Source organism: Methylobacterium organophilum (assembly GCF_022179465.1).
Lineage (GTDB): Bacteria > Pseudomonadota > Alphaproteobacteria > Rhizobiales > Beijerinckiaceae > Methylobacterium > Methylobacterium organophilum.
Window position 1 is genome coordinate 101,907 of record NZ_BPQV01000014.1, and the last position, 20,325, is coordinate 122,231.

The window sequence follows — 20,325 nt, forward strand, 5'->3', positions numbered from 1 at the left end:
GACCGTGAGACGCTGAGACCGTGAGCGCGCCCCAATGAGCCTCCACACGCCCGGCACGCACGAGAACATCGTGCTCGCACAGAACGTCAACGGCCGCCTTCGGGCGGAGGCGCGCATCATCGCCGCCCGCGCCTTCCTGTTCCGGGCCCTGGGCGCGGGCGCCTTCGCGGCGCTCGCCGGCATCGGCCTCGGCGCCGCCTCCTACGGCTACGCCTACATGAACCAGTTCGATTCCGCGGCGGAGAAGATCGCCGCGGCGATGCAGGCCGCCCTCTCCGACGTGACGCTGAAGACCAAGGGCGAGGTGACGCTCACCGACAACACCCTGAAGCTCGAGGGGCTGCCCAAGCCGTCGAGCAGCGTGCCGACCCCGACCAAGGCCCAGCTGAACGAGGAGGCGACCGCCGCCTCGAAGGCGCCGGTGAACACCACCTTCACCGTGTTCAAGCAGGTGCCCTATCTCGACGGGCAGATCGTCTCCGGCTGGAACTTCAAGGCCAACGAGGACAAGCCCTTCCAGCAATATTGCTACTTCTCCCGTCGCTCGAACGAGCCGAAGGGGCAGGTCGAGATCAAGATCGACCTCGCCATGGACGGCAAGACCCTGCCGCAACCGCAGAAATCGGACGTGAACCTGGAGATCCTGGCGCGCAACTGCGTCTGGCACGACGGGAAGACGCTGTAGAACGGCACGCGGCCAGGTCAGGCTCGCACCCGCGCCAGATTGACGAGCGCGGATCGGAAAGCCCCGCCGGACGAGCCGCGCGTTGCCGCGGGGGAGGGGGCGGGCTAGTTCAGGACCTCTCCCTCTCCGATGCGAGCCCCCATGCGCTTTTCCGGAACCGAGACCTACGTCGCCACGCCCGATCTGACCGCGGCGGTCAACGCGGCGATCGTGCTGCAGCGCCCGCTTCTGGTGAAGGGCGAGCCCGGCACCGGCAAGACGGTGCTGGCGGAAGAGATCGCCAAGGGACTCGGCGCGCCCCTGCTCACCTGGAACGTCAAGTCGACCACCAAGGCGCAGCAGGGACTCTACGAGTACGACGCGGTCTCGCGCCTGCGCGATTCCCAGCTCGGCGATCCGCGCGTCTCGGAGATCGCGCACTACATCCGGCGCGGCAAACTCTGGGAGGCCTTCGCGGCACCGGTGCGCCCGGTCCTGCTCATCGACGAGATCGACAAGGCCGATATCGAGTTCCCCAACGACCTCCTGACCGAGCTCGACCGGATGGAGTTCCACGTCTACGAGACCGGGCAGACCGTGCGGGCGGAGAACCGCCCGGTGGTGATCATCACCTCGAACAACGAGAAGGAACTGCCGGACGCCTTCCTGCGCCGCTGCTTCTTCCACTACATCGCCTTCCCGGACGGGGAGACGCTGAAGCGCATCGTCGAGGTGCATTACCCGGGCATCAAGCAACGCTTGGTGGAGGAGGCCCTGCGCGTCTTCCTCGCCACCCGCGAAGTGCCCGGCCTCAAGAAGAAGCCCTCGACCTCGGAGCTTCTCGACTGGCTCAAGCTCCTCGTCTCCGAGGACGTGGCGCCGGAGACCCTGCGCGAGACCAACGAGCGCAAGCTCATCCCGCCGCTGCACGGCGCGCTCCTCAAGAACGAGCAGGACGTGAGCCTGTTCGAGAAGCTGGCCTTCATGATGCGGCGGGAGGGGCGCGGCGGCTGAGGCGTCAGGCTGTCACCGCCTCCAGCCCGTCGACGTCACCCCCGCTGATCAGCGGCAGGTGGCGCGTGATCCGTTCCGCATCCCAATCCCACCAGGCGATCCGCTGCATGCGGGCGGCGTCCGCTTCGCTCAGGCGCCGGCGCAGGATCCGGGCCGGGTTGCCGGCGACGACCGCGTAGGGCGGCACCGGGCGCGTCACCACCGAGAGGGCGCCGACCACGGCCCCGTCGCCGATCGTCACGCCGGGCAGGATCGTGCTGTCCAGCCCGAACCAGACGTCGTTGCCGATCACCGTGTCGCCCCGTTTCGGGAAATCGAGCTCCTCGGGAAAGCGCCCGCGCCAGCCGCCGCCGAAGATCGCAAAGGGATAGGTGGAGGGACCCGCCATCCGGTGGTTGCCGCCGTTCATGGCGAAGCGCGTGCCTGCAGCGATGGCGCAGAACCGCCCGATGCGCAGGCGGTCGCCGATGAAGGGAAAGTGATAGAGGATGCTGTCGAGGAAGGCGCCTGGGCCTTCGGGATCGTCGTAGTAGGTGTAGGCGCCGACCGAGACGTTCTCCGGCAGGAGCAGGTTCTTGACGAAGGTCACCCTCGGATGGCCCGGCATCGGATGCAGGGCGTCGGGATCGGGGCCGAAGCGGGGATCATGCGGCACGGCTCTCGCCTCCTTGCATCTGCGGAATGGCCGGGCCGCGCAGACAGCGGAGGCGCACGCCCCGTGCAAGTGATCTTGCGCACATGACAGGCCACCCGCCGAGGGACATCAGGATGTCGGACTGGCCGCTCAAGGAGCGCACCATGGGTCGCTTCGGCAGAGGAGCCGGCATGGACAGGAACCGCATGTCATGAAGACGAAAAAGCTCGGCCGCACCGGCCTCGACGTCTCGCCCCTCTGCCTCGGCTGCATGACCTACGGCGTGCCCGAGCGCGGGCCCCATCCCTGGACGCTGGACGAGGCGCAGAGCCGGCCCTTCATCAAGAAGGCCCTCGAGCTGGGCATCAACTTCTTCGACACGGCCAATTACTACTCGGACGGGACCTCCGAGGAGATCGTCGGCCGGGCTCTGAAGGACTATGCCGACCGCGACGCCATCGTGCTCGCGACCAAGGTCTATTTCCCGCTCAAGAGCCAGCCGAATGCCGGCGGTCTCTCGCGCAAGGCGATCTTCTCTTCGATCGACGCCTCGTTGAAGCGACTCGGCACGGATTATGTCGACCTCTACCAGATCCACCGCTGGGACTACGACACGCCGATCGAGGTGACGCTGGAGGCGCTGCACGACGTCGTGAAGGCCGGCAAGGCGCGCTATATCGGCGCCTCCTCAATGTTCGCCTGGCAATTCGCCAAGGCCCTCTTCACCGCGGACCTGCACGGCTGGACCCGGTTCGCCACCATGCAGAATCACCTCAACCTCCTGTACCGGGAGGAGGAGCGGGAGATGATGCCGCTTTGCGCCGACCAGGGCATCGCGCTGCTGCCCTGGAGCCCGCTCGCCCGCGGCCGCCTGACCCGCGACGCGCAGGCCGTCAGCGACCGGCAGAAGACCGACGAGGTCGGTAAGGGCCTCTACGACCGGACCGCGGAAGCCGACGGCAAGGTGATCGAGGCGGTCGCCGCCATCGCTGAGGCGCGGGGCGTGAAGCGGGCGCAGGTGGCGCTCGCCTGGGTGCTGTCGCGGCCAGGCGTGGCCGCGCCGATCATCGGCGCCTCGAAGCCGGAGCATCTCGACGATGCCGTCGCCGCCCTCGATCTCGTCCTGACGCCGGAGGAGATCGCCGCGCTGGAAGCGCCCTACATGCCCCACGCGATCGTCGGATTTGCCTGAAGCCATGCGCCGCCTCATCCTCCTGCGCCACGCCAAGTCCGATCATCCCCCCGGCGTGGCCGATCTCGACAGGCCCCTGGACGCCCGGGGTCGCAGGGACGGCCCGCGCATCGGCGCGGTGCTCGCCGCCGACGGCCTCGTGCCGGCCCATGTCTTCGTTTCGCCCGCGCGGCGCACGCAGGAAACCTGGGCCCTGGTGCGGGAACACCTGGGGAGTCTCGAGGCGGAAACCGTGCCCTCGATCTACGAGGCCGCCGCGTCCCGACTGCTGGCGGCAATCCACTCCGCGCCGGACAGGGCCGGGAGCCTGATGATGATCGGCCACAATCCCGGCTTCCAGAAGCTCGGCCTGTCGCTCGCCGGCACCGGCGAGCCGGAGGCGCTTGCTACCCTGCGGGACAACCTGCCCACCGCCGCCGTGGCGGTGATCGACTTCCCCGAGGCGGAAAGCTGGGAAGCGGTGGCGCCGGGCACCGGCCGGCTCGTGCGGCTGATCCTTCCGCGGACCCTCGCGGAGGAGGAGGCCTGAACCGAATCCGCCCCGGCGCCGTTCCTCACCGAACAACCGGGGCCGGACCTTGCTCCTCGAAGCGCTGCTCGCCGTCACGACCCTGCTGCCCCGGGCCGAGGCCGGGCTCGCGGCCGCGCGGGTGCAGATCGCCGCCCTGCCGGCACCCCAGCTGGAACGGTCCGCCCCCGCGCCCGAGCCGCCGGCTTTCAGCGCCGTGGCCCGGGCAGTCTCCAACTGGCGGTCGGAGGCGGGGGAGTCGCTCCTGCCGGCGAGCCTCGCCTTCGTGGTGCGCCACGCGGCCGAGGATCCGGGCTTCGTCGCCCGCTGCGTGAAGCTCAACAATTACTGGTGCATCAAGCGGGCCGGCTGGACCGGCGAGATCGGGGGCGATTCGGAAAACCACACCGCCTTCGCAGGTGCCGCCGAGGGGGCCGATGCCGCCGCCCAGCTCCTGCGCCGCTACTATCGCGCCTTCGGACGGCGCAGCGCGCTCGCCATCGTGCGGCGCTGGGCCCCTGCCGAATGCGCCGCATCCCCGGCGGCCGTGACGGCCGCGAGCCTCCCCGCGCAGCCGGTCTCCGGCGCCCTCGCGCCGAAGGGGATCGGTCGGACACTCCGCGCCCGCTATCTCGCCCGGCACCTGCGCGGCGGCGCGCCGCGGCGTGTCGCGGCCGTGCGGCCATCTGTTGGCGGGGGATTGCGGGTCCAGCCGTGGTCGGCCCGGGCGCAGCTCGCGGGCCATCCCGGCGGCAGGCCCGGGCGGGTCGCCGCGGCCCTGCCGCCGCTCAAGCCCGTCGCCGACATCGCCACCGGGATCGCCGCCGCGCCGAAGGCCAAGCCGGCCGACAAGCCGGTCGCCGCGCCCGCCCCGAAGCCGCTTGCCGCCGCCCGGCCGAGCGGCGCAGCCGACCCCGCCGCCCTGCTCGCCCCCGACCGCCTCGTCGCGGAGGCCGCCGTGCTCCCCTCCATCGCCGCGGGCCTGCCGAGCGGCAGCCTGCTCGACTTGCGCCTGCCCACCCCGTTCTGCGCCAATGACGAGACCCGCATCCGCAACTACGCCGCCCGCATCGCGTCGAGCGTGGGGCTGAAGCCCGAGGACGACCTGCGCCTGTTCGAGGCGGACGGCACGCCGACGGAGCGGCTCGCCCCGGTGATGCTGGCCATGTCCGCGGTCGAGCTCGGCACCCTGCGCGCGGCGCCCGCCCTCGTCGCCGCGGCGATCGCCCGGCTCACCGCGCGCTCGACCTCGGCCGAGGCGCGGTGAGCCTAGCTGCGAGCGAGGCCTTGCGGCAGCCCCCCGCCTGCGCCACCTGATGCCCAGCCTCCCGACGAGAAGCGCGATACCGATCCTTGCCGCCCCTGTCCGACTACGCCGCGCAAGCGGGTTCCGCGCTCAAGGCCTTCGCCGAAGCCTCCAGCGATCTCCTGGTCCAGCCGACCCTGCGGCTCGGCGTGACCGGGCTCGCCCGCTCCGGCAAGACGGTCTTCACCACCGCGCTGATCCACCACCTCGTCGAGACCCATGCCCTGCCGGCCTTCGCCCCGGCGCAGGAGGGGCGGCTGCGCCGCGCCCGGCTGGTGCCCCAGCCCGACGACGACGTGCCGCGCTTCCCCTTCGAGGAGCATTTCGCCGCCCTCACCGAGGCCCGGCACTGGCCGCGCTCCACCGACCGGATCAGCCAGTTCCGTCTCGCCATCGAGTACGAGCGCAAGGGCGGCTGGTTCTCCGGGCCGGGCACGCTGATGCTCGACGTGGTGGATTATCCCGGCGAATGGCTGCTCGACCTCGCCCTGATCGAGCAGAGCTATGTCGGCTGGTCGCGGGCCACCATCGCCGGCACCCGCCGGGTGGGGCGGGCGGGGATGGCCGCCCCCTGGCTCGCCGTGCTGAAGGGCCTCGAAGCGAATGCGCCGCTGGACGAGCTTGTGGCCGAGCGGGCGGCGGACAGCTTCAAGGGCTACCTCGCGGCCCTGCGCAACGGCCCCGAGGCGGTGGCGACGACGCCGCCGGGCCGCTTCCTGATGCCGGGCGACCTCGCCGGCTCGCCGATGCTGACCTTCGCCCCCCTCGACCACCTGCCGGAGACCCTGAAGCCCGACAGCCTGGCCGGGCTGATGGAGCGGCGCTTCGAGGCCTACAAGGCCAAGGTGGTGGTGCCCTTCTTCCGCGACCATTTCCAGCGGGTCGACCGCCAGATCGTGCTGGTTGACGTGCTCTCCGCGGTCGATGCCGGGCCGGCGGCGCTGGCCGAGCTGGAGGAGGCCCTCGACGCGGTGCTGCTGTCCTTCCGGATCGGGCGGAACACGATCCTGTCGCGGCTATTCGCGCCGCGGGCGGAGAAGATCCTGTTCGCGGCGACCAAGGCCGACCACCTGCACCAGACCAGCCACGACCGCCTCGACGCCCTGCTGCGCCTGCTCGTCGCCCGGGCCATGCGCCGCACCGAGGCCGCCGGCGCCCGGGTCGGCACCGTGGCGCTCGCCTCCGTGCGGGCGACCCGGGAGACCACGGTGCATGACGGCGACGAGGTCCTGCGCACCGTCTCCGGCACCCCGGAGGCCGGAGAGCAGGTCGGCGACGAGGTCTTCGACGGCGAGACCGACGCGGCGATCTATCCGGGCGAATTGCCGGCGAATGTCGAATCGGTGCTGTCCGGCGCGGTGTCGCCTGGCTCGCTGCGCTTCCCCCGCTTCCGCCCGCCCCTCGTCAGGCCCGACGCCCTCGGCCGTCCCGGCCACCTGCCGCAGATCCGGCTCGACCGGGCCATGCAGTTCCTGATCGGGGACCGCCTGGCGTGAGGCTTTCGGAAAGGTCCTGATCCATGTCCTCCGGCCCGCGCCCCCGCGCCTTCCGCATGCCCTCCGGCGCGCCCTCCGCCACACCCGAGGCGGAGACGGCGGCCCCGCCGCCGAACCCGGACGTGCGCCTCGTCGAGGAGCCCTTCGAGATCGTGGATGCCGCCGACGGCACGCCGGTGCCCGTGGCGGTGAAACGCCGGGCGCCCTGGCTGTCGATCCTGTTCGCGGCGCTCGGCGGCCTCGTCTCGATCGGGATCGGCCTCTCGATCGAGCGGCTGATCGCCGACCTGTTCTCCTCCGCCCCCTGGCTCGGCTGGGTCGCCCTCGCCCTGCTGGGGGTGGCGCTGGTGGCTTTGCTCGCCATCGTGACGCGGGAGGTCGCCGGCGTCTGGCGCGAGCGCAAGATCGAGGCCCTGCGCGAGCGGGCCATCGCCGCCCTGCGGGAGCGCGACCACAGCGCGGCGCAGGGCGTGGTGCGCGAGCTGCAGGGCTTCTACGCGGACCGGGCGGCGCTCGCCGCCGGCCGGCAACGGCTGGCCGCCCTCGGCGACGCCATCCTCGACGTGGACGACCGGATCGGGCTGGCCGAGCACGAGCTCGTCGCCCCCCTCGACCGGCAGGCCAAGGCCGCCATCGCCCAGGCCGCAAGCCAGGTCTCGGCGGTGACCGCGCTCAGCCCCCGGGCCATCGTCGACGTGGCCTTCGTGGTCTTCGCCGCCGCGCGGCTGCTGCGCCGGATCGCGGCGATCTATGGCGGGCGGCCGGGGCTGCTCGGCTTCCTGCGGCTGGCCCGCGCCGCCGTCGGGCACCTCACCGTCACCGGCGGCATGGCGCTCGGCGAGGGCATGCTGCAGCAGGTGCTCGGCCTCGGCATCGCCGCCCGCGTCTCGGCCAAGCTCGGCGAGGGCGTGCTCAACGGCCTGATGACCGCCCGCTTCGGCCTCGCCGCCATGGCGGTCTGCCGCCCGCTCCCCTTCACCCGCGAGACCCCGCCGACCGTGAACGACGTGGCGGGGCAGCTTTTGAAGCTCGGGCGGGAGGAGGGTTGACCTCTCACAACGTCTTCATGAACCCCGCGAGGCGCATCAGGCCCTCCGGCCAGGGGCCGTGGCCGCTCGCGACGTTGATGTGGCCGGATTCGCCGGCATCGACGATGGCCGCCCCCCAGGCATAGGCGAAGTCCTCGGCGCGGGCGTAGTCGCAATAGGGGTCGTTGCGGCTCGCTACCACCAGGGACGGGAAGGGCAGGGGGTCGCGCGGCACCGGGGCGAAGGCGCGCACGCTCTCGGGCAGGTCGTTGCGGGATTCGATGTCGGGAAAGGCGACGAACAGGGCGCCGGCCACCTTGCCGGGGGCGAAGCGCGGCGCGGCCTCCACCGCTGCGACCACGCCGAGGCTGTGGGCGATCAGAATCACCGGCTGCGTCGCCGCCGCCACCGCCTCGGCGATGCGGGTGCGCCAGCCCTCCGGGTCCGGGTTGTGCCAGTCGTCCTGGGCGACGATGCGGGCGGTGCGCATCTTGGCGGCCCAGCGCGCCTGCCAATGCTCCTCCTCGGAGCCGGCATAGCCCGGCAGGATCAGGATCTCGGCGTCGGCAGTCTTCATGGGGCCGGGATAGCGCCTGGCGGGGGAAGCGTCGAGATGCGGTCAGGCGGCGGCCCTGGCCCGCCGGCGGGTGATCCAGGCGGCGAGCGCGGTCGAGGCGCGGTTCTTGGCCTTGGCCTCGATTTCGAAATCGCTCCAGGCGAGGTGGCGGGCCACCAGCGCGTTCACCGCCTCGTTCCACATCCCGTCCGAATGGGCCGCGAGGTCGCGCCGGGAATGGCCCGCGGCCGAGAGGGCCGCGTAGTCCGGCAGCACGCGCACGTCGTGATCGGCCAGGAGCGCCTCCCGCGAGACGCTGATATGGCTGACCGGGCGCACCCCGCGCCAGGAAGCGATCACCGCGGGGATGCGCGCATCCTCCGGCTCGAGATAGGCGCCGCCGCTCTCGACCCAGTGATGATGCAGGTCGAGGACGATCGGCACGCGGTCGCCGAGCCGCAGCACCGCGTCCAGGGAGAACAGGGATTCGTCGTTCTCCACCGTGAGCAGGTCGCGGGCGGCCTGGGAGAGCAGGGGCAGGTTCTCGCGGAAGCCCTCGATGCCCGGCTCGCGCCCGCCGATATGGATGTTCACGTGGGCGCCATGCGGATGCCAGCCGCCGCCATAGCCGAGCAACCCCATGATCTCGGCGTGGTATTCGAGCTCGGCGATGCCGTTGCGCTGCGCCTCCGGGTTGCGCGAGGCGATGATGCAGAAGGGGCCGGGATGCATGCTGAGGCGCACGCCGTCCGCCCGCGCCGCCTCGCCGATCCGGCCGAGCCCCGTCTCGATGAGACGCCGGAGCTCGGGCGCCGCGTAGATGTCCCGGGCGACGGGATGGTTGAAACCCGGCAGCACGTCGCTGCTGATGCGCATCAGGCGCTCCAGGGGCGGCCGGCCGGCGACCCAGGCCACCTGCCGCCCGAGCGCCGCGAGGTTGTGGCGGACGATCCCCTCGATCTTCGCCCGGCGTGCGGCCGGGGCGAGCTTGCCGAGATGCGCCATGGTGGTGCCGGTAAGATTCATCGCCAGGGCCGCCGCGCGGGCAGCCTTGAGGGTGGCGTGGCGGCCGGGCTCCTCGTCGGGGATGAACTTGCAGCAGAAGCCGAGGCGGGGCGGGGAGGCGGGCCGGGTCATGACCCGACAACGCCCCAGGCCCGGTTTCGCCCGTTTCAGCGAGCGTTTCTCAACTCCAGAACGGCTTCACGTCGACGAGGGCGTCGAAGCCCGTCTCCGCCTTCTCGATGAGGTCGCCGGCATGGGCCTCGTTGTCCGCCGCCGTCAGCCCCGCCGCGAACAGGGCCGGGCCAGGGGTCTCGGCGCCGGGCTCCTGCGGCGTCAGCATCCGGGCGATGGCGTGGGCCGTGGCGAGGTCGTTGAGCGCGCCGAGCTGGTCCTGCATGTCCGAGAGGGCGACGACGAAGGCCTTGTGCCGGCGGCGCGCCTTCTTGTCGGAGAAGAGCGGCGCGAAGAACTCCGCGCCGTAGCGCAGCTTCTTGGCCTCGATGCGCAGGCGGTGGCGCGCCTCCGGCTCGAGATCGGCGAGGTGCTTGCCGCGCTTGCGCACCCGGCGGCGCAGGCGCTGCAGCACGTCCGCGGCGAAGTCCACCGCCGGCCGGTCGCGCTCGGGCAGCCCTTCCGCCTTGTGCCAGGTCCCCGCCTCCAGCCAGGTGACGAGATCGATGAGAAGGGCGCGCCATTCCGGGCTGCCCAGAACCGCGAGCACCGCGTCGTAGCTCGCCGCGCGCTTCGGGAGCAGCTTCTCCCGCAGCTCCGGCAGGCCCGGCTCGTGGGGCCGCCGCTCGATCTCGGCGGGCAGGGTCTCGCTCAGGAAGACGTCGAGGTTGCGCGCCTCGCCGAAGGGGGCGGTGACGCGCTTGATCTCCCCGCGCAGGCGCTCGGCGGCGGCGTCCTCCTTCAGCATCGGCTTGAACAGGGTGAAGGCGGAGCGCAGCCGCCGCACGGCCACGCGGATCTGGTGCAGCGCCTCGGGGTCGCGATTGAACAGGAACACGTCCTCGTTCAGGCGCAGGTGCCGCAGGCAGCCATGGGCGATCTGCACGAAGGCCTCCCCGGCCGTGCCCTCCGGGTCGAGGGGCGTGGTGCCGGCCTTCGAGGGCTTGTGCAGGCGCTCGCCGATCAGCGCGTCGCCGCGCTCGCCCTTGCTCAGCACGCCGAGGCGCAGGGGCACGGTCTCGGCCAGGGCCTGGGCGAGGGCGAAGAGGTCGGCGGGCTGGCCCTGCTTCAGCTCCAGCTCCAGCTCGCAGACCGGGGCGTCGCCCAGCTCGCTCTCGATGCGGCCGAGATCGAGGGTCATGGCGATGGTCGCGGCGCCGTACGGCACCGTGCGGGCGGTGCGCTCGATCGCGGTGACGAAGAGCGGCGCGAGGGTGGCATCGTCCGCCTTCGCCAGCACGGCGGCCACGGGCGTGTCGGCATAGGCCGCGGGATCGGGCGCGTTGCCCGCGATCTCCCGCTCCCATTCCGGCCGGTCGAACAGGCCGGTGGAGGCGGAGGCGCCCTTCACCGTCTGGAGGATCCGCTCCCCCTCCCGCCGCACCCGCAGGGACAGCCCGGCCGCGCGCAGGTCGCGGGCGGGGGTGTCGAAATAGGTGGCGGAGAGGAGGAGGGGCTCCGTCTCGGCCTCCGCCTGGAGCAGGGGATGCGCCGAGAGCGCGGTGAGGTCCGGGCCGTCGCATTCCAGCTTCAGCTCGATCTCGCGGGCACCCGACATGCGTCCTCTCACCCTCCGTGCGGTGGATCGCGGCAGCGCGCCGCGCCCCTCCAACGCCCGCCACCTCGCGCGGATGCATGGCATGGCGTCAAGCCTCCGCACCGATGCCGGCGCGCTTTGCATGAACGGAATGATCGACGGGAGCACCGGGTTTCGCTAAGCTTGCCACCCGCCGGCCGATCTGCCGTGGCGCCGTCCGTCCCGGCCTTCGGCGATTCGCGCGACGCTTCCGGCGGCCGAGACCGCCACGGGAGAACGCTAGATGTCCCACGGCACCGGCTCCGTCACCGCTCTTCTCGTGCTCCTGCTCGGCACCCTCGCCGCCTCCGCCCAGGAGAGCGGGCGGGAGGCCAGGCCCGGCCAGGGCAGCTGGACCGATCCGCCGGCCCGCACCGCGGCACCGGACAAGAGCGCGGAATCCGCCAAGGCCGCGGAGAGGGCCGCGCCCGTCGCCGGAGCGCGGGCGCCGTCTTCGCAGGAGCGCCAGCGGCCGGGGAAGGTGGCCCGGCAGAGCCCGACGCCCGCCGCCTCCGGCCTCGCCCGGCCCCCGCGCCGCGCGACGGCGCAGCGGACGCGGACGGTCAAAGCGGCGCCGGCGAAGGCACGTCTGACCCGGGTGGCGACGCGGTCACGGCCGCCGCGGCGCGAGGCGGGCCCGGTGCTCGTCCGCGACCGCGCTCCGGCGCGGGCCGTCGACGGTTTCGCCTATGGCCCGGCCTATCCGACCCCGCGGGACTATCCCGTCATGGTCGGGCGCCGGCTGGAACGCGAGGGCTGGGAGGACGAGCGGGCGCACCGCATCGCCCGGGCGCGGGCGGCGGGCTTCCTGGTGATGCGCGCCCGCACCGTCCGCTACCCCGACGGCACGGTGGCGCGCAGCCTCAGGCCGGTGAGCGTGGAGGACGATTTCTGAGGCGGGATCCGGCCCGGCGGGCGCGACGAGCGCCGCGACCGGGGTTCAAAAGGCTTAGCGGATCCGGCCGGGGCGGGCGGGCTCGAACACGATCCGCCGGTGGAACGCGCACCAGCTCTTGCCGTCCGCGACCGGGGCGCCGCAGCAGACGGCGCGGTCGTTCGGCTCGCCGATGATGTATTTGCAGACGAAGGCGCCCGACTGCGCGAAGGGCACGCGCAGCTTCTCGGAGGGCTCCTCGATGGCGTTGGCATCGTCGAACTGCGAGATGCGGAGCATCTGGTTCATGCGTGTCGAACTCGTGTCTCGACCGTGAGAGGATCCACACAGAAGCGCCGTTCCGTCCCGCACCCCTTGTGCGGTCAGGCCGTTTGTCGCTATGCGGTCGATCTCCGGTGGAACTTCAGAAACGTCGGGACCCGTTTCGCGGCGGCTTGATCCAAAACCGAGACTCAACGGCGCATCCCGCTGTTATAACTGGGGTTCTTGCTGCGGCAAACAAGTGCTGGCGTCCCCCCCGCCATGCATGCACAGACCATCACGAAGACGGTGAACGACCCGCAACGGGCCGCGGGCATTGCTTGCGACGGCCGAAGATCAGGGCGTTTTCTTTAATCATTACAATTGTTTGAAACTGTTCTTCGACCTTGAGTTGGAAGGTCCCGAGCCGGATCCCCGGGCGGCGGAACGCAGGCCTGCCTCAATCGGACACAGGGTTTTGACCCCCGCGCGGCATTCCGCGGGGATCCGGGACGAGCGCTTTCACCGCTCCTGTCGAATCGCCGCGAATCGCACCCCTCCCGGCCAGCCGGGCGAGAAGGCGACGGCTACTCCGCCGCGAACAGCGTCGGCTCGTCCGGCTCGGCCTCCGCCGCACGGGGATCGCCGGGGGCGGTCTCGCAGCCGAGGCCGGGCAGGGCGGCGACGCGGGTGCCGCGGAAGCCGGTGCGGCAGACCACGAGGCCGCGGGTCTCCATGTAACTGAGCAGGCGCCGCGCCCGGCCCGGGGAGCGGCTGCCGATGGCCCGCGCCAAGGCCGCATCGCCGGGGCAGGGCGCGCCGGCCAGGGCCGCCCGGGCGATGAGCAGGAACACGCCCTGCACCTCCTCCGGCAGCTGCGCCGCGGCGGCCCTAGCCTGCTCCCAGCGCTCGTCCGGCACGCTCTCGGGGGCGGGCTCCGCCTCGTCGAGGCCGGCCCGGGCGACGCCGAGGCGGCGGCGGAAGGCGGGCAGGTCCATGGCCTCCCCGTCGAGACCGCGCATGCGGCAGCGGACCAGGAAGTCCTGGTACATCACGGCGACCGGCTGGCCGCGCATCTCCGCATCGTCCGCGAGGCCGCGCAGGACGGCGTCGAGGCCGGCGCGCTCCGCCTCCGGGTCGCGGGGCGTCTCGGCCACCGGCTCCGGGCGATGGGCGGCGAGCTCGCGCAGGAGATCGGCGGTGCTGGTGCGGGGCGCCGGCGCCGGGCGCGGAGCCGGGCTCCAGGCGGGCGGGGCCGGCTCGTCGGGGGAGCGGGTGAGGATGAGGGCGCGCAGATCCGCCTCGGAGGCCTGCGGCAAGGGGATGAGCTTGGCCGGCGCCGAGCGGGCGGCGGTGGCGACCGGGCCGATGCGCAGCGCCAGCGGGCGGCGGGCGAGGGCCGGCCCGAGGGCCACGAACTCGCCCCGGGCGAGGTCGCGGAAGCGCTCGGCCCCGCGCCGGTCGAGGCCGAGCAGCTCGGCGGCGCGCTGCATGTCGATGTCGAGGAAGGTGCGGCCCATCAGGAAGTTGGTGGCTTCCGCCGCCACGTTCTTGGCGAGCTTGGCGAGGCGCTGCGTCGCCACGATGCCGGCGAGCCCGCGCTTGCGGCCGCGGCACATCAGGTTGGTCATCGCCCCGAGGGAGGCCTTGCGCGCCTCGTCGGAGACGTCGCCCGCCGCGGCGGGGGCGAAGATCTGCGCCTCGTCGACGATGACGAGGGCCGGGTACCAATGCGCCCGCTCAGCCTCGAACAGCCCGCCGAGGAAGGCGGCGGCGGCGCGCATCTGCGCCTCCATGTCGAGGGCCTCTAGGTTGAGCACCACCGAGACCCGATGCGCCCGCACCCGGGCGGCGATGGCCTGGAGTGCGGCCTCGCCGTGGGTGCCTTCGACCACGACATGGCCATGCGCCTCGGAGAGCGAGACGAAATCGCCCTCCGGGTCGACGATGACCTGCTGCACCGCCCCGGCGCTCTGCTCCAGCAGGCGGCGCAGGAGATGCGACTTGCCCGAACCCGAATTGCCCTGGACGAGGAGACGGGTCGCGAGAAGCTCTTCGAGGTCGAGCAGGGCGGGGCCGCCGCCCGGCCCCAGCGCAGTGCCCATCTCGATGGCGACGCTCATCCTGTCTCCGTTCGCCTCAGAATCCGAACGGGCCTTCTAGCACGCTCAGACCCGGCCCGCGGCGCGGACACCGCGCCGATCCACACGTCTTCTCGCGGGCGATGGGCCGCGGGCGGCAGGCGGAACCGGAGCGGGTCAGGCCCGCGGCGGCGCGTCCGGCCGCACGGTGCGCTGATAGAGCACGAAGAGCAGGCGGGCCGAGAGGCAGCCGAGGATCGCCGCCACCGCCTTCACGTCGAAATCGCTGAAACGCCCGTGGCGGGAATGGACGAGCAGCTGACCCGCCTCGAGGAGCCCGGCCAGCATCACGCAGGCCGCCAGCGCCCAGAGCCAATGCCGGGGATAGGCCAGCGCCAGGGTGAAGCCGAGCAGGGCATAGGCCAGCGCGCGCTCGAGCATGGCGGATTCGAACAGCTCCGGGCGCAGGCCGATCGGCGAGAGCGTGGCGAAGGCCAGGGCCGCGATCAGGAACCAGGCGGCGAGGCGAACGAGGGCGAGCATGGGGAGTCCTCGCCCGGGACGGAGGGATCGGTCAAGGCACAGGCGCGTGCGGCCCATTGCTGACCACCGATGCCCTAAGATTTCGTCAGCCTCGGGCCGCCGCTCTCAGGCCAGGATCGCGACGATCAGCGCCAGGGGGAGGGCGGCGAGCGCCGCCGGGCGGATCAGCCGGGGACGATAGGAGGCGAGCGCCACCACCAGGAGCGCGGCGCCGGTGAGGGCGCCGAGCCATTGCACGGGTCCGAAATTCCAGCCCTCCCGCAGCACCGCCACGGCGAAGGAGGCGGCGATGCCGGCCCAGCCGGCGAGGCGCAGCACCCGCACCCGGCCCGGCGAGGGCCGGCCGGCCAGGGCCTCGGCATGGTGGCGGTTCATGCTGAGGCACAGGGCGGCGAGCGCCGCGAAGCTGAGGCCGAGATTGAGGAGCAGGACGGAAGGCGTCACGGGCACGTCACCGGTTCGAGGCCGTCAGGCCCGTTCGAGTTGGGCGAGGCCCGCCGCCGGCGTCGGCCGCGGGCGCGGGGTCGTGGCCCGGGCCGCGACGACCTTGCGGCTGGCGAAGGCGAGGAGCGCGCCGACGCCGAGGAGCGCCGCATCGAACCCCAGGGACGGGCTGCCCGAGACGCCGAGCGTCAGCAGGTCGACCACGGGCAGGGCGGCGAACAGGGCGGCCCCGGCCGCGAACAGGGCACGCCAGGCCGCCCGCTGCGGCATCAGAAGGCCGAGCCCGGCGGCGAGGCACCAGGCCGCGAAGAAGGCGCGCACCTCCCCGTCGCCGCGCCCGGAAAGGTCGAGGGGCAGCAGGCGGTTCGCCAGAAGATAGGCGGCGATGCCGATCGGCAGGCCGGCGATCACGCCGAGATTGAGCGCGCCGACGAGGCGCAGACCGAAGAAGGGGCGCTCCCCGGGCCGGGGCGCCCGGGCGACGCACCAGAGCACGAGCCCCGTCGCCACCGTGGCCACGCCCATCAGGCCGCACAGGAAGAACAGCACCCGCAGGGCCGGCCCGGCGAAATGAGCTTCGTGCAGGCCGACCATCACCGCGTAGGTCTTCACCGCGGGCTTGGCCTCCGCGAACAGGGTCTCGATCACCGCACCGCTCGCGCCGTCGAAGACGACCTGCGGGTGCTGGTGGGCGAGGCCATGCGGCTCCTCGAACACGGCCGAGACCGTGGCCGAGGCATCGGCGGGGGCGCTGACGATCAGCATTTCCAGGGGCTGGCGGGTCATGCCCGCGGCCCGCTCGACCATGGGCGCCACCGGCGCGAGCGTCCCGGGCCGGTTCGCGTAGGGGCGCTGCGCCGCCATCTGCCCGGCCTCCGCATAGAAGCGCAGCTCGTCGCCCTTGTAGGCCGCCATCAGCCCGAAGGGCATGTAGATCGGCGCCAGGGTGACGAGGCCGGTATAGATCACGAGCAGGTGGTAGGGCAGGGCCAGCACGCCGGTGACGTTGTGCGCGTCGAGCCAACCGCGCTGGGCCGACTTGCCCCGCCGGAAGGTGAAGAAATCCGCAAAGATGCGGCGATGCGTGACGATGCCCGAGAGCAGGGCCACCAGCATGACTAGCGCGCACAGGCCCACGAGATAGCGCCCGAGCAGGGGCGGCATGTGCAGCTCGTAGTGGAAGCGGTAGAGGAAGTCGCCGCCGAGCGTCTCGCGGACCTTGGGCTCGCCGCCGGTCGCGGGATCGATGCGGGCATGGCCGAACGGGGCGTCCGGCGCCGTCATCCAGTACAGGTCGAGGACCGGATCCTCGGGCTTGGGGAAGTTGACGTACCAGGCGATGGCGGCGGGCGCCTTCTCCTTCAGATGGGCGAAGCCCGTCTCCGCGGCCCGGGCGAGCTCGGCCGGACTCGCCGGCACGGCCTGGTCCCGGGCCTCCGGCCGCATCCAGTCGGAGATCTCGGCCCGGTAATAGCTCGCCGTGCCGGTGACGAAGACGCAGAAGAACACCCAGCCGACGACGAAGCCGGCCCAGCTGTGCAGCCAGGCCATGGACTGGCGCAGACCGTTCCTCATCGCTCCCTCCCCATGACCGCCGTTCCTATCCCGCCTGACCGACGCCCGTGGAGAGGGCGAGCCAGAGGGCGGCGCCGAGCCCGAGGAGCGGCAGGCCGAGCCCGATGGTGGCCGCCTTCAGGGAGCGGGCGGAGAAGACGTAGAGAACGGCCAGCGCCATGACGGCAAAGCTCGCCAGGGTGGAGGCGGTCACGGCCTCGGCCCGGTCGAGGGGAAGGGTCAGGGAGAGCAGGGCCGTCAGCAGCGCGGCGAGCCCGTAGCCGCCGAGAGCCGCGAGCGCGATTCGCCCGGCGACGGCGGCACGATCGGCCAGGGTGAGGGACCGACTCACGCAACGCGCTCCTCAATTTCTGCGTGACGCCGCGGGGAGACCCGGCGCCCCGGGACGAGACCCGCGGCGCGACCGGTCCCGCGACGGGAACCGGGTTCGCGGATAGCAGCCCGGGCCAGCGCGAAGCAACGCGAATGTTATGGAACCGTTCTAATCAAGCGGTTGAGGCAGAAGGGGTTTTCCCGAGCCTGGGAAAGGATGCGCCCGTCCTCCTCCGGGACGAATGCGCATCGGCGGACCGGACGGGCCCGTTCGAGCCACCCGATCCGCCGAAGGCGACGTCGCCCTGCTGGGGGGCTGCAGGCGTGCCGCGCATGCCGTTCTAGATTGCAATTAATGCTGCATTGTTTCGGAGCCGCGCCCGCGAGAGCCCGGAAGCGGGACAAAGCGGCCTCCGCCGCCGATTCACCGCCGTCCCATCCGATCGTCGAGTCGGAGCCCGCTCCCCTGGCGCCCGGCAGACGCGGCTCGGGAACTGCGTCTTCTGTGCCATGGTTGACGATTCCTGTGCGCAAGCGACCCGGGATTCGCATCCGCATTCCCCATCTGGGGGATGAACCCCGATGCTACCTCATGTTGATCTTTGCTCGCTGTGGTGGGGAACACGTCCATGCGAAGCTCAACGACTCTTCCTGGCTGGGTCATGCGCCAGCTCAATCGTCGGGCCGGCCGGTACAATGACGACAAGATCGTGCGCTGGATCAGCCTGAATCCCGGACGTGACCGGGCGGACCTGCAGGGCGAGCTGCAGGAGGGCGGCTCCGACAACGTGGTGGATTTCAACAGCCGCCGTCTCCTCGCCGCCTCCTGAAGCGGCCACCCTCAAGAAACTTGACGTTGATTCAAGCCGTCCCGTCGGGGCGGCTTCTTCGTGTTTCAGGCCAGCATCAGCCGGGCGGCGATCAGAGCGAGGCCGAGGGCGAGCCAGGTCACGTAATCGCCGACGAGCCCGCTATGGGCCGCCTCCAGGATCCGGTTGGGCAGGGAGGCGGTGCGCCGCAACCCGCCGGTGAGCCCCGCCGGCAGATGGGCGCGGGACAGGTCGTAGCCCGCCACCACCAGGGCGAGCACCACGGAGAGCCAGGGCAGCCACGGCGCGGCCTCGGCCGCGGTGACGGTCGCGCCGCCCGCATGGGCGAAGGCCGGCACCGCATCCCGCGCCAGGCGCTCCACCGGCCCGGCGGGCACGGCGAGCGCGACGGCGAGCAGGAAAAGGCAGGGGCTCAGCATCAGCCACAGCGGCCGGTCCGCCTTCTCGCGCTCCGCCTCGCTCGGCGCCCGTTCCTCGTCGCCGGCCACCGCCCCCCAGCCGAGGAAGATCCGGCCGGCGGCGCGCAGGACCGCGGCGCCGGTCAGGCCGCAGCCGACGAGGCTCGCGGCGAGGGCGACACCATGCCCGTCCCGGGCGAGCGCGCCCTGCAGCAGGTGGGTGCCGTGATCGAGCAGGCCGAGGGGGAGCCCCGCCAGCAGCAGGCCGCCCAGCGCCATCGCCGCGCCGGTGGGCCCGAGGCCGCGGCCGAGCCCGCGCAGGCCGATCTCGTCGATGCTGGCGCGGGTGGCGAGGAGGATGCCCGCGACCATGAACAGGGCGCCCTTCACCAGCCCGTGGCCGACGAGATAGACGAGGAAGCCGCCGAGCCCGGCCTGGGACAGGGCGCCGATGCCGAGCATCATGATGCCGGCATGGCTGATGGTGGAGAAGGCGAGCAGGCGCTTCAGGTGACGCTGCTTGAAGGCCATCACCCCGCCGAGCAGGGCGGTGACGCCACCGAGCCAGACCATGGCGTCGGAGACCGTACCGGCGATCCGGTCCGAGGCCGAGAACACGACCCAGACGAGCTTGGCGAGGCCGAACAGCCCCAGGGAGACCATCGCCCCCGAAAAGATCACCGAGACCGGGCTCGGGGCGACGGCATGGGCATCGGCCAGCCAGAACTGGAAGGGCACCATCGCCGCCTTGATCATCAGGGCAGTGGCGATCAGGCAGAAGGCCGCCGCGACCAGCGCGTCGCGGGGATGGGCGGCCACCGCCATGCGCAGCCCCTCGAAATCGAGGGTGCCGGCCCGGGCATAGATCAGACCGATGCCGCCGAGCATCAGGAAGCCGGCGAGGCTGTTGGTGACGGTGAAGTTGAGCGCCCCCGACAGGGCGGAGCTCTCCAGCCGGTAGGCGGTGAGCGCGAAGGCCGCCACCGACATCACCTCGAACCAGACGAACAGGTTGAACAGGTCGCGGGTGAAGCAGAAGCCCGTCATCGCCGCCAGGAACAGCAGCATCAGCACCTGGAAATGCCCGTGCACCTCGGCGAAGTAGCCCCAGGCGAAGACGAAGGCCGCCGCGTAGAGCAGGCCGATGAAGGCCGCGATCCAGGCGCTCGCCGCATCGACCTGGAAGCCGATGCCCACGGCCTGCCCCGCCCGGGGCGCCCAGCCGCCGAACCAGTAGACCAGCGGCCCCGCTTCCGCCGCCCGCAGGGCGATGAGCCCGGACAGGCCGCTGCAGAGGAGCGCCGTCAGGGTGGCGAGGATGTCGGGTAGAGGGCCCCGCATCCGGCCGGACAGAGCGAGGGTGAGGGCGCCGACGAGGAGCGGCAGGGCGACCGGCAGGGGCGGCAGCACGGAGGAGGGCAGCCAGGCGAGGGAATCGGCCGGGCTCATGCGCGCCCGTCCTTCCCGTCCGCGGATCTCCCGGCGGGCGCGCCGGGACCCTGCGGATGCATCGGCCGCAGCATCTCCGGGTCGAGGGTGCCGCGCCGCTTGTGGATCTGGATCGCCAGCACGAGGAGCAGCGCGCTCACCGTGGCGCCGACGACGATGTCGGTGAGCACCAGCGCCTGGACCACGGGATCGACGGCGGGGGTGCCGGGCGGGTGGTCGTAGAAGATCGGCGCCACCGCATCGAAGCGGTAGCCGACCGCGAGCAGCAGCACGTAGGTCGCCGACTGGCAGACGGAGAGGCAGCCGACGAGGTGGATGGCGTTGCGGCTCGTGGCGATGCCGTAGAGGCCGATGGCGAAGAGCCAGCCGGCCACCGCATAGGGCAGGGCACCGAGGAAGGCGCCCATG

At 72.2% G+C, this 20,325-nt stretch carries 21 protein-coding genes; 9 read left to right on the forward strand and 12 right to left on the reverse strand.

Going from position 1 to position 20,325, the window contains the following annotated elements:
- The first annotated feature begins 34 nt into the window (after positions 1-34).
- On the forward strand, positions 35-685 hold the full coding sequence (locus MFF21_RS20570) for a hypothetical protein (protein WP_238313520.1): 651 nt from the start codon (positions 35-37) through the stop codon (positions 683-685).
- A 141-nt stretch (positions 686-826) separates the two neighbouring features.
- Positions 827-1,678 (forward strand): AAA family ATPase, encoded by an 852-nt coding sequence (locus tag MFF21_RS20575; RefSeq protein WP_238313522.1) that lies wholly within the window; start codon positions 827-829, stop codon positions 1,676-1,678.
- A 4-nt stretch (positions 1,679-1,682) separates the two neighbouring features.
- Here MFF21_RS20575 and MFF21_RS20580 read toward each other — a convergent pair whose 3' ends face one another.
- Positions 1,683-2,333 (reverse strand): CatB-related O-acetyltransferase, encoded by a 651-nt coding sequence (locus MFF21_RS20580; RefSeq protein ID WP_373325070.1) that lies wholly within the window; start codon positions 2,331-2,333, stop codon positions 1,683-1,685.
- A gap of 190 nt (positions 2,334-2,523) precedes the next feature.
- On the opposite strand from MFF21_RS20580, the gene MFF21_RS20585 reads away from it, so the two are divergent.
- The 5 genes from MFF21_RS20585 (at position 2,524) to MFF21_RS20605 (ending at position 7,863) form a co-directional block, all read left to right on the forward strand.
- Positions 2,524-3,504, forward strand: a complete 981-nt coding sequence (locus MFF21_RS20585) for an aldo/keto reductase (RefSeq protein WP_238313524.1) — start codon at positions 2,524-2,526, stop codon at positions 3,502-3,504.
- 4 nt (positions 3,505-3,508) lie between these two features.
- Entirely contained in the window at positions 3,509-4,033 is a 525-nt protein-coding gene (locus MFF21_RS20590) for a SixA phosphatase family protein (protein ID WP_238313526.1), read from the forward strand.
- A 49-nt stretch (positions 4,034-4,082) separates the two neighbouring features.
- Positions 4,083-5,279 carry a hypothetical protein gene (locus MFF21_RS20595; RefSeq protein ID WP_238313527.1) on the forward strand — a complete coding sequence of 399 codons (1,197 nt, stop codon included), beginning with the start codon at positions 4,083-4,085 and terminating at the stop codon, positions 5,277-5,279.
- 86 nt (positions 5,280-5,365) lie between these two features.
- Positions 5,366-6,814: a YcjX family GTP-binding protein gene (locus tag MFF21_RS20600; protein WP_238313528.1), complete on the forward strand. Its 1,449-nt coding sequence runs from the start codon at positions 5,366-5,368 to the stop codon at positions 6,812-6,814.
- Between the two features lie 23 nt (positions 6,815-6,837).
- Entirely contained in the window at positions 6,838-7,863 is a 1,026-nt protein-coding gene (locus MFF21_RS20605) for a YcjF family protein (protein ID WP_238313529.1), read from the forward strand.
- Positions 7,864-7,867: 4 nt separating this feature from the next.
- Here MFF21_RS20605 and MFF21_RS20610 read toward each other — a convergent pair whose 3' ends face one another.
- From MFF21_RS20610 to MFF21_RS20620, 3 genes are read right to left on the reverse strand one after another with little or no spacing between them, the layout of a single operon-like run.
- Complete coding sequence (locus MFF21_RS20610) at positions 7,868-8,419, reverse strand: RBBP9/YdeN family alpha/beta hydrolase (RefSeq protein WP_238313530.1); 552 nt, start codon at positions 8,417-8,419, stop codon at positions 7,868-7,870.
- Positions 8,420-8,461: 42 nt separating this feature from the next.
- Complete coding sequence (locus MFF21_RS20615; RefSeq protein WP_238313531.1) at positions 8,462-9,535, reverse strand: apurinic/apyrimidinic endonuclease family protein; 1,074 nt, start codon at positions 9,533-9,535, stop codon at positions 8,462-8,464.
- A 49-nt stretch (positions 9,536-9,584) separates the two neighbouring features.
- Positions 9,585-11,132 carry a CYTH and CHAD domain-containing protein gene (locus MFF21_RS20620; protein ID WP_238313533.1) on the reverse strand — a complete coding sequence of 516 codons (1,548 nt, stop codon included), beginning with the start codon at positions 11,130-11,132 and terminating at the stop codon, positions 9,585-9,587.
- 262 nt (positions 11,133-11,394) lie between these two features.
- Between MFF21_RS20620 and MFF21_RS20625 the strand changes: the two genes are divergently transcribed.
- Positions 11,395-12,045 (forward strand): hypothetical protein, encoded by a 651-nt coding sequence (locus tag MFF21_RS20625; RefSeq protein ID WP_238313535.1) that lies wholly within the window; start codon positions 11,395-11,397, stop codon positions 12,043-12,045.
- 54 nt (positions 12,046-12,099) lie between these two features.
- Here MFF21_RS20625 and MFF21_RS20630 read toward each other — a convergent pair whose 3' ends face one another.
- The 6 genes from MFF21_RS20630 to MFF21_RS20655 form a co-directional block, all read right to left on the reverse strand.
- Complete coding sequence (locus MFF21_RS20630) at positions 12,100-12,333, reverse strand: hypothetical protein (protein ID WP_238313537.1); 234 nt, start codon at positions 12,331-12,333, stop codon at positions 12,100-12,102.
- Positions 12,334-12,872: 539 nt separating this feature from the next.
- Positions 12,873-14,408 carry an ATP-binding protein gene (locus MFF21_RS20635; protein WP_238313539.1) on the reverse strand — a complete coding sequence of 512 codons (1,536 nt, stop codon included), beginning with the start codon at positions 14,406-14,408 and terminating at the stop codon, positions 12,873-12,875.
- A 135-nt stretch (positions 14,409-14,543) separates the two neighbouring features.
- Entirely contained in the window at positions 14,544-14,909 is a 366-nt protein-coding gene (locus MFF21_RS20640; protein WP_238313541.1) for a VanZ family protein, read from the reverse strand.
- A gap of 105 nt (positions 14,910-15,014) precedes the next feature.
- Positions 15,015-15,353 (reverse strand): DUF3325 domain-containing protein, encoded by a 339-nt coding sequence (locus MFF21_RS20645; RefSeq protein ID WP_238313543.1) that lies wholly within the window; start codon positions 15,351-15,353, stop codon positions 15,015-15,017.
- A 24-nt stretch (positions 15,354-15,377) separates the two neighbouring features.
- Positions 15,378-16,928, reverse strand: a complete 1,551-nt coding sequence (locus MFF21_RS20650) for a PepSY-associated TM helix domain-containing protein (RefSeq protein ID WP_238313544.1) — start codon at positions 16,926-16,928, stop codon at positions 15,378-15,380.
- A gap of 25 nt (positions 16,929-16,953) precedes the next feature.
- Entirely contained in the window at positions 16,954-17,259 is a 306-nt protein-coding gene (locus MFF21_RS20655) for an iron transporter (protein WP_238313546.1), read from the reverse strand.
- Between the two features lie 610 nt (positions 17,260-17,869).
- Here MFF21_RS20655 and MFF21_RS20660 point away from each other — a divergent pair.
- Complete coding sequence (locus MFF21_RS20660; protein WP_238313548.1) at positions 17,870-18,070, forward strand: hypothetical protein; 201 nt, start codon at positions 17,870-17,872, stop codon at positions 18,068-18,070.
- A 65-nt stretch (positions 18,071-18,135) separates the two neighbouring features.
- On the opposite strand, the gene MFF21_RS20665 is transcribed toward MFF21_RS20660, so the two are convergent.
- Both MFF21_RS20665 and MFF21_RS20670 read right to left on the reverse strand, forming a co-directional pair.
- On the reverse strand, positions 18,136-19,917 hold the full coding sequence (locus MFF21_RS20665) for a complex I subunit 5 family protein (RefSeq protein ID WP_238313550.1): 1,782 nt from the start codon (positions 19,915-19,917) through the stop codon (positions 18,136-18,138).
- Positions 19,914-20,324 carry a sodium:proton antiporter gene (locus MFF21_RS20670; protein WP_238313552.1) on the reverse strand — a complete coding sequence of 137 codons (411 nt, stop codon included), beginning with the start codon at positions 20,322-20,324 and terminating at the stop codon, positions 19,914-19,916. Before MFF21_RS20670 ends, MFF21_RS20665 begins: the two co-directional genes overlap by 4 nt.
- Position 20,325 lies beyond the last annotated feature (1 nt).

What these genes read in the sequence shown, in the direction of transcription:
- MFF21_RS20650 (WP_238313544.1), bottom strand. Translation starts at nt 16,928, where the DNA reads ATGAGGAACGGTCTGCGCCAGTCCATGGCCTGGCTGCACAGCTGGGCC.
- MFF21_RS20660 (WP_238313548.1), top strand. Translation starts at nt 17,870, where the DNA reads ATGCGAAGCTCAACGACTCTTCCTGGCTGGGTCATGCGCCAGCTCAAT.
- MFF21_RS20610 (WP_238313530.1), bottom strand. Translation starts at nt 8,419, where the DNA reads ATGAAGACTGCCGACGCCGAGATCCTGATCCTGCCGGGCTATGCCGGC.
- MFF21_RS20605 (WP_238313529.1), top strand. Translation starts at nt 6,838, where the DNA reads ATGTCCTCCGGCCCGCGCCCCCGCGCCTTCCGCATGCCCTCCGGCGCG.
- MFF21_RS20585 (WP_238313524.1), top strand. Translation starts at nt 2,524, where the DNA reads ATGAAGACGAAAAAGCTCGGCCGCACCGGCCTCGACGTCTCGCCCCTC.
- MFF21_RS20625 (WP_238313535.1), top strand. Translation starts at nt 11,395, where the DNA reads ATGTCCCACGGCACCGGCTCCGTCACCGCTCTTCTCGTGCTCCTGCTC.
- MFF21_RS20570 (WP_238313520.1), top strand. Translation starts at nt 35, where the DNA reads ATGAGCCTCCACACGCCCGGCACGCACGAGAACATCGTGCTCGCACAG.
- MFF21_RS20575 (WP_238313522.1), top strand. Translation starts at nt 827, where the DNA reads ATGCGCTTTTCCGGAACCGAGACCTACGTCGCCACGCCCGATCTGACC.
- MFF21_RS20635 (WP_238313539.1), bottom strand. Translation starts at nt 14,408, where the DNA reads ATGAGCGTCGCCATCGAGATGGGCACTGCGCTGGGGCCGGGCGGCGGC.
- MFF21_RS20640 (WP_238313541.1), bottom strand. Translation starts at nt 14,909, where the DNA reads ATGCTCGCCCTCGTTCGCCTCGCCGCCTGGTTCCTGATCGCGGCCCTG.
- MFF21_RS20590 (WP_238313526.1), top strand. Translation starts at nt 3,509, where the DNA reads ATGCGCCGCCTCATCCTCCTGCGCCACGCCAAGTCCGATCATCCCCCC.
- MFF21_RS20630 (WP_238313537.1), bottom strand. Translation starts at nt 12,333, where the DNA reads ATGAACCAGATGCTCCGCATCTCGCAGTTCGACGATGCCAACGCCATC.
- MFF21_RS20665 (WP_238313550.1), bottom strand. Translation starts at nt 19,917, where the DNA reads ATGAGCCCGGCCGATTCCCTCGCCTGGCTGCCCTCCTCCGTGCTGCCG.
- MFF21_RS20620 (WP_238313533.1), bottom strand. Translation starts at nt 11,132, where the DNA reads ATGTCGGGTGCCCGCGAGATCGAGCTGAAGCTGGAATGCGACGGCCCG.
- MFF21_RS20670 (WP_238313552.1), bottom strand. Translation starts at nt 20,324, where the DNA reads ATGGGCGCCTTCCTCGGTGCCCTGCCCTATGCGGTGGCCGGCTGGCTC.
- MFF21_RS20615 (WP_238313531.1), bottom strand. Translation starts at nt 9,535, where the DNA reads ATGACCCGGCCCGCCTCCCCGCCCCGCCTCGGCTTCTGCTGCAAGTTC.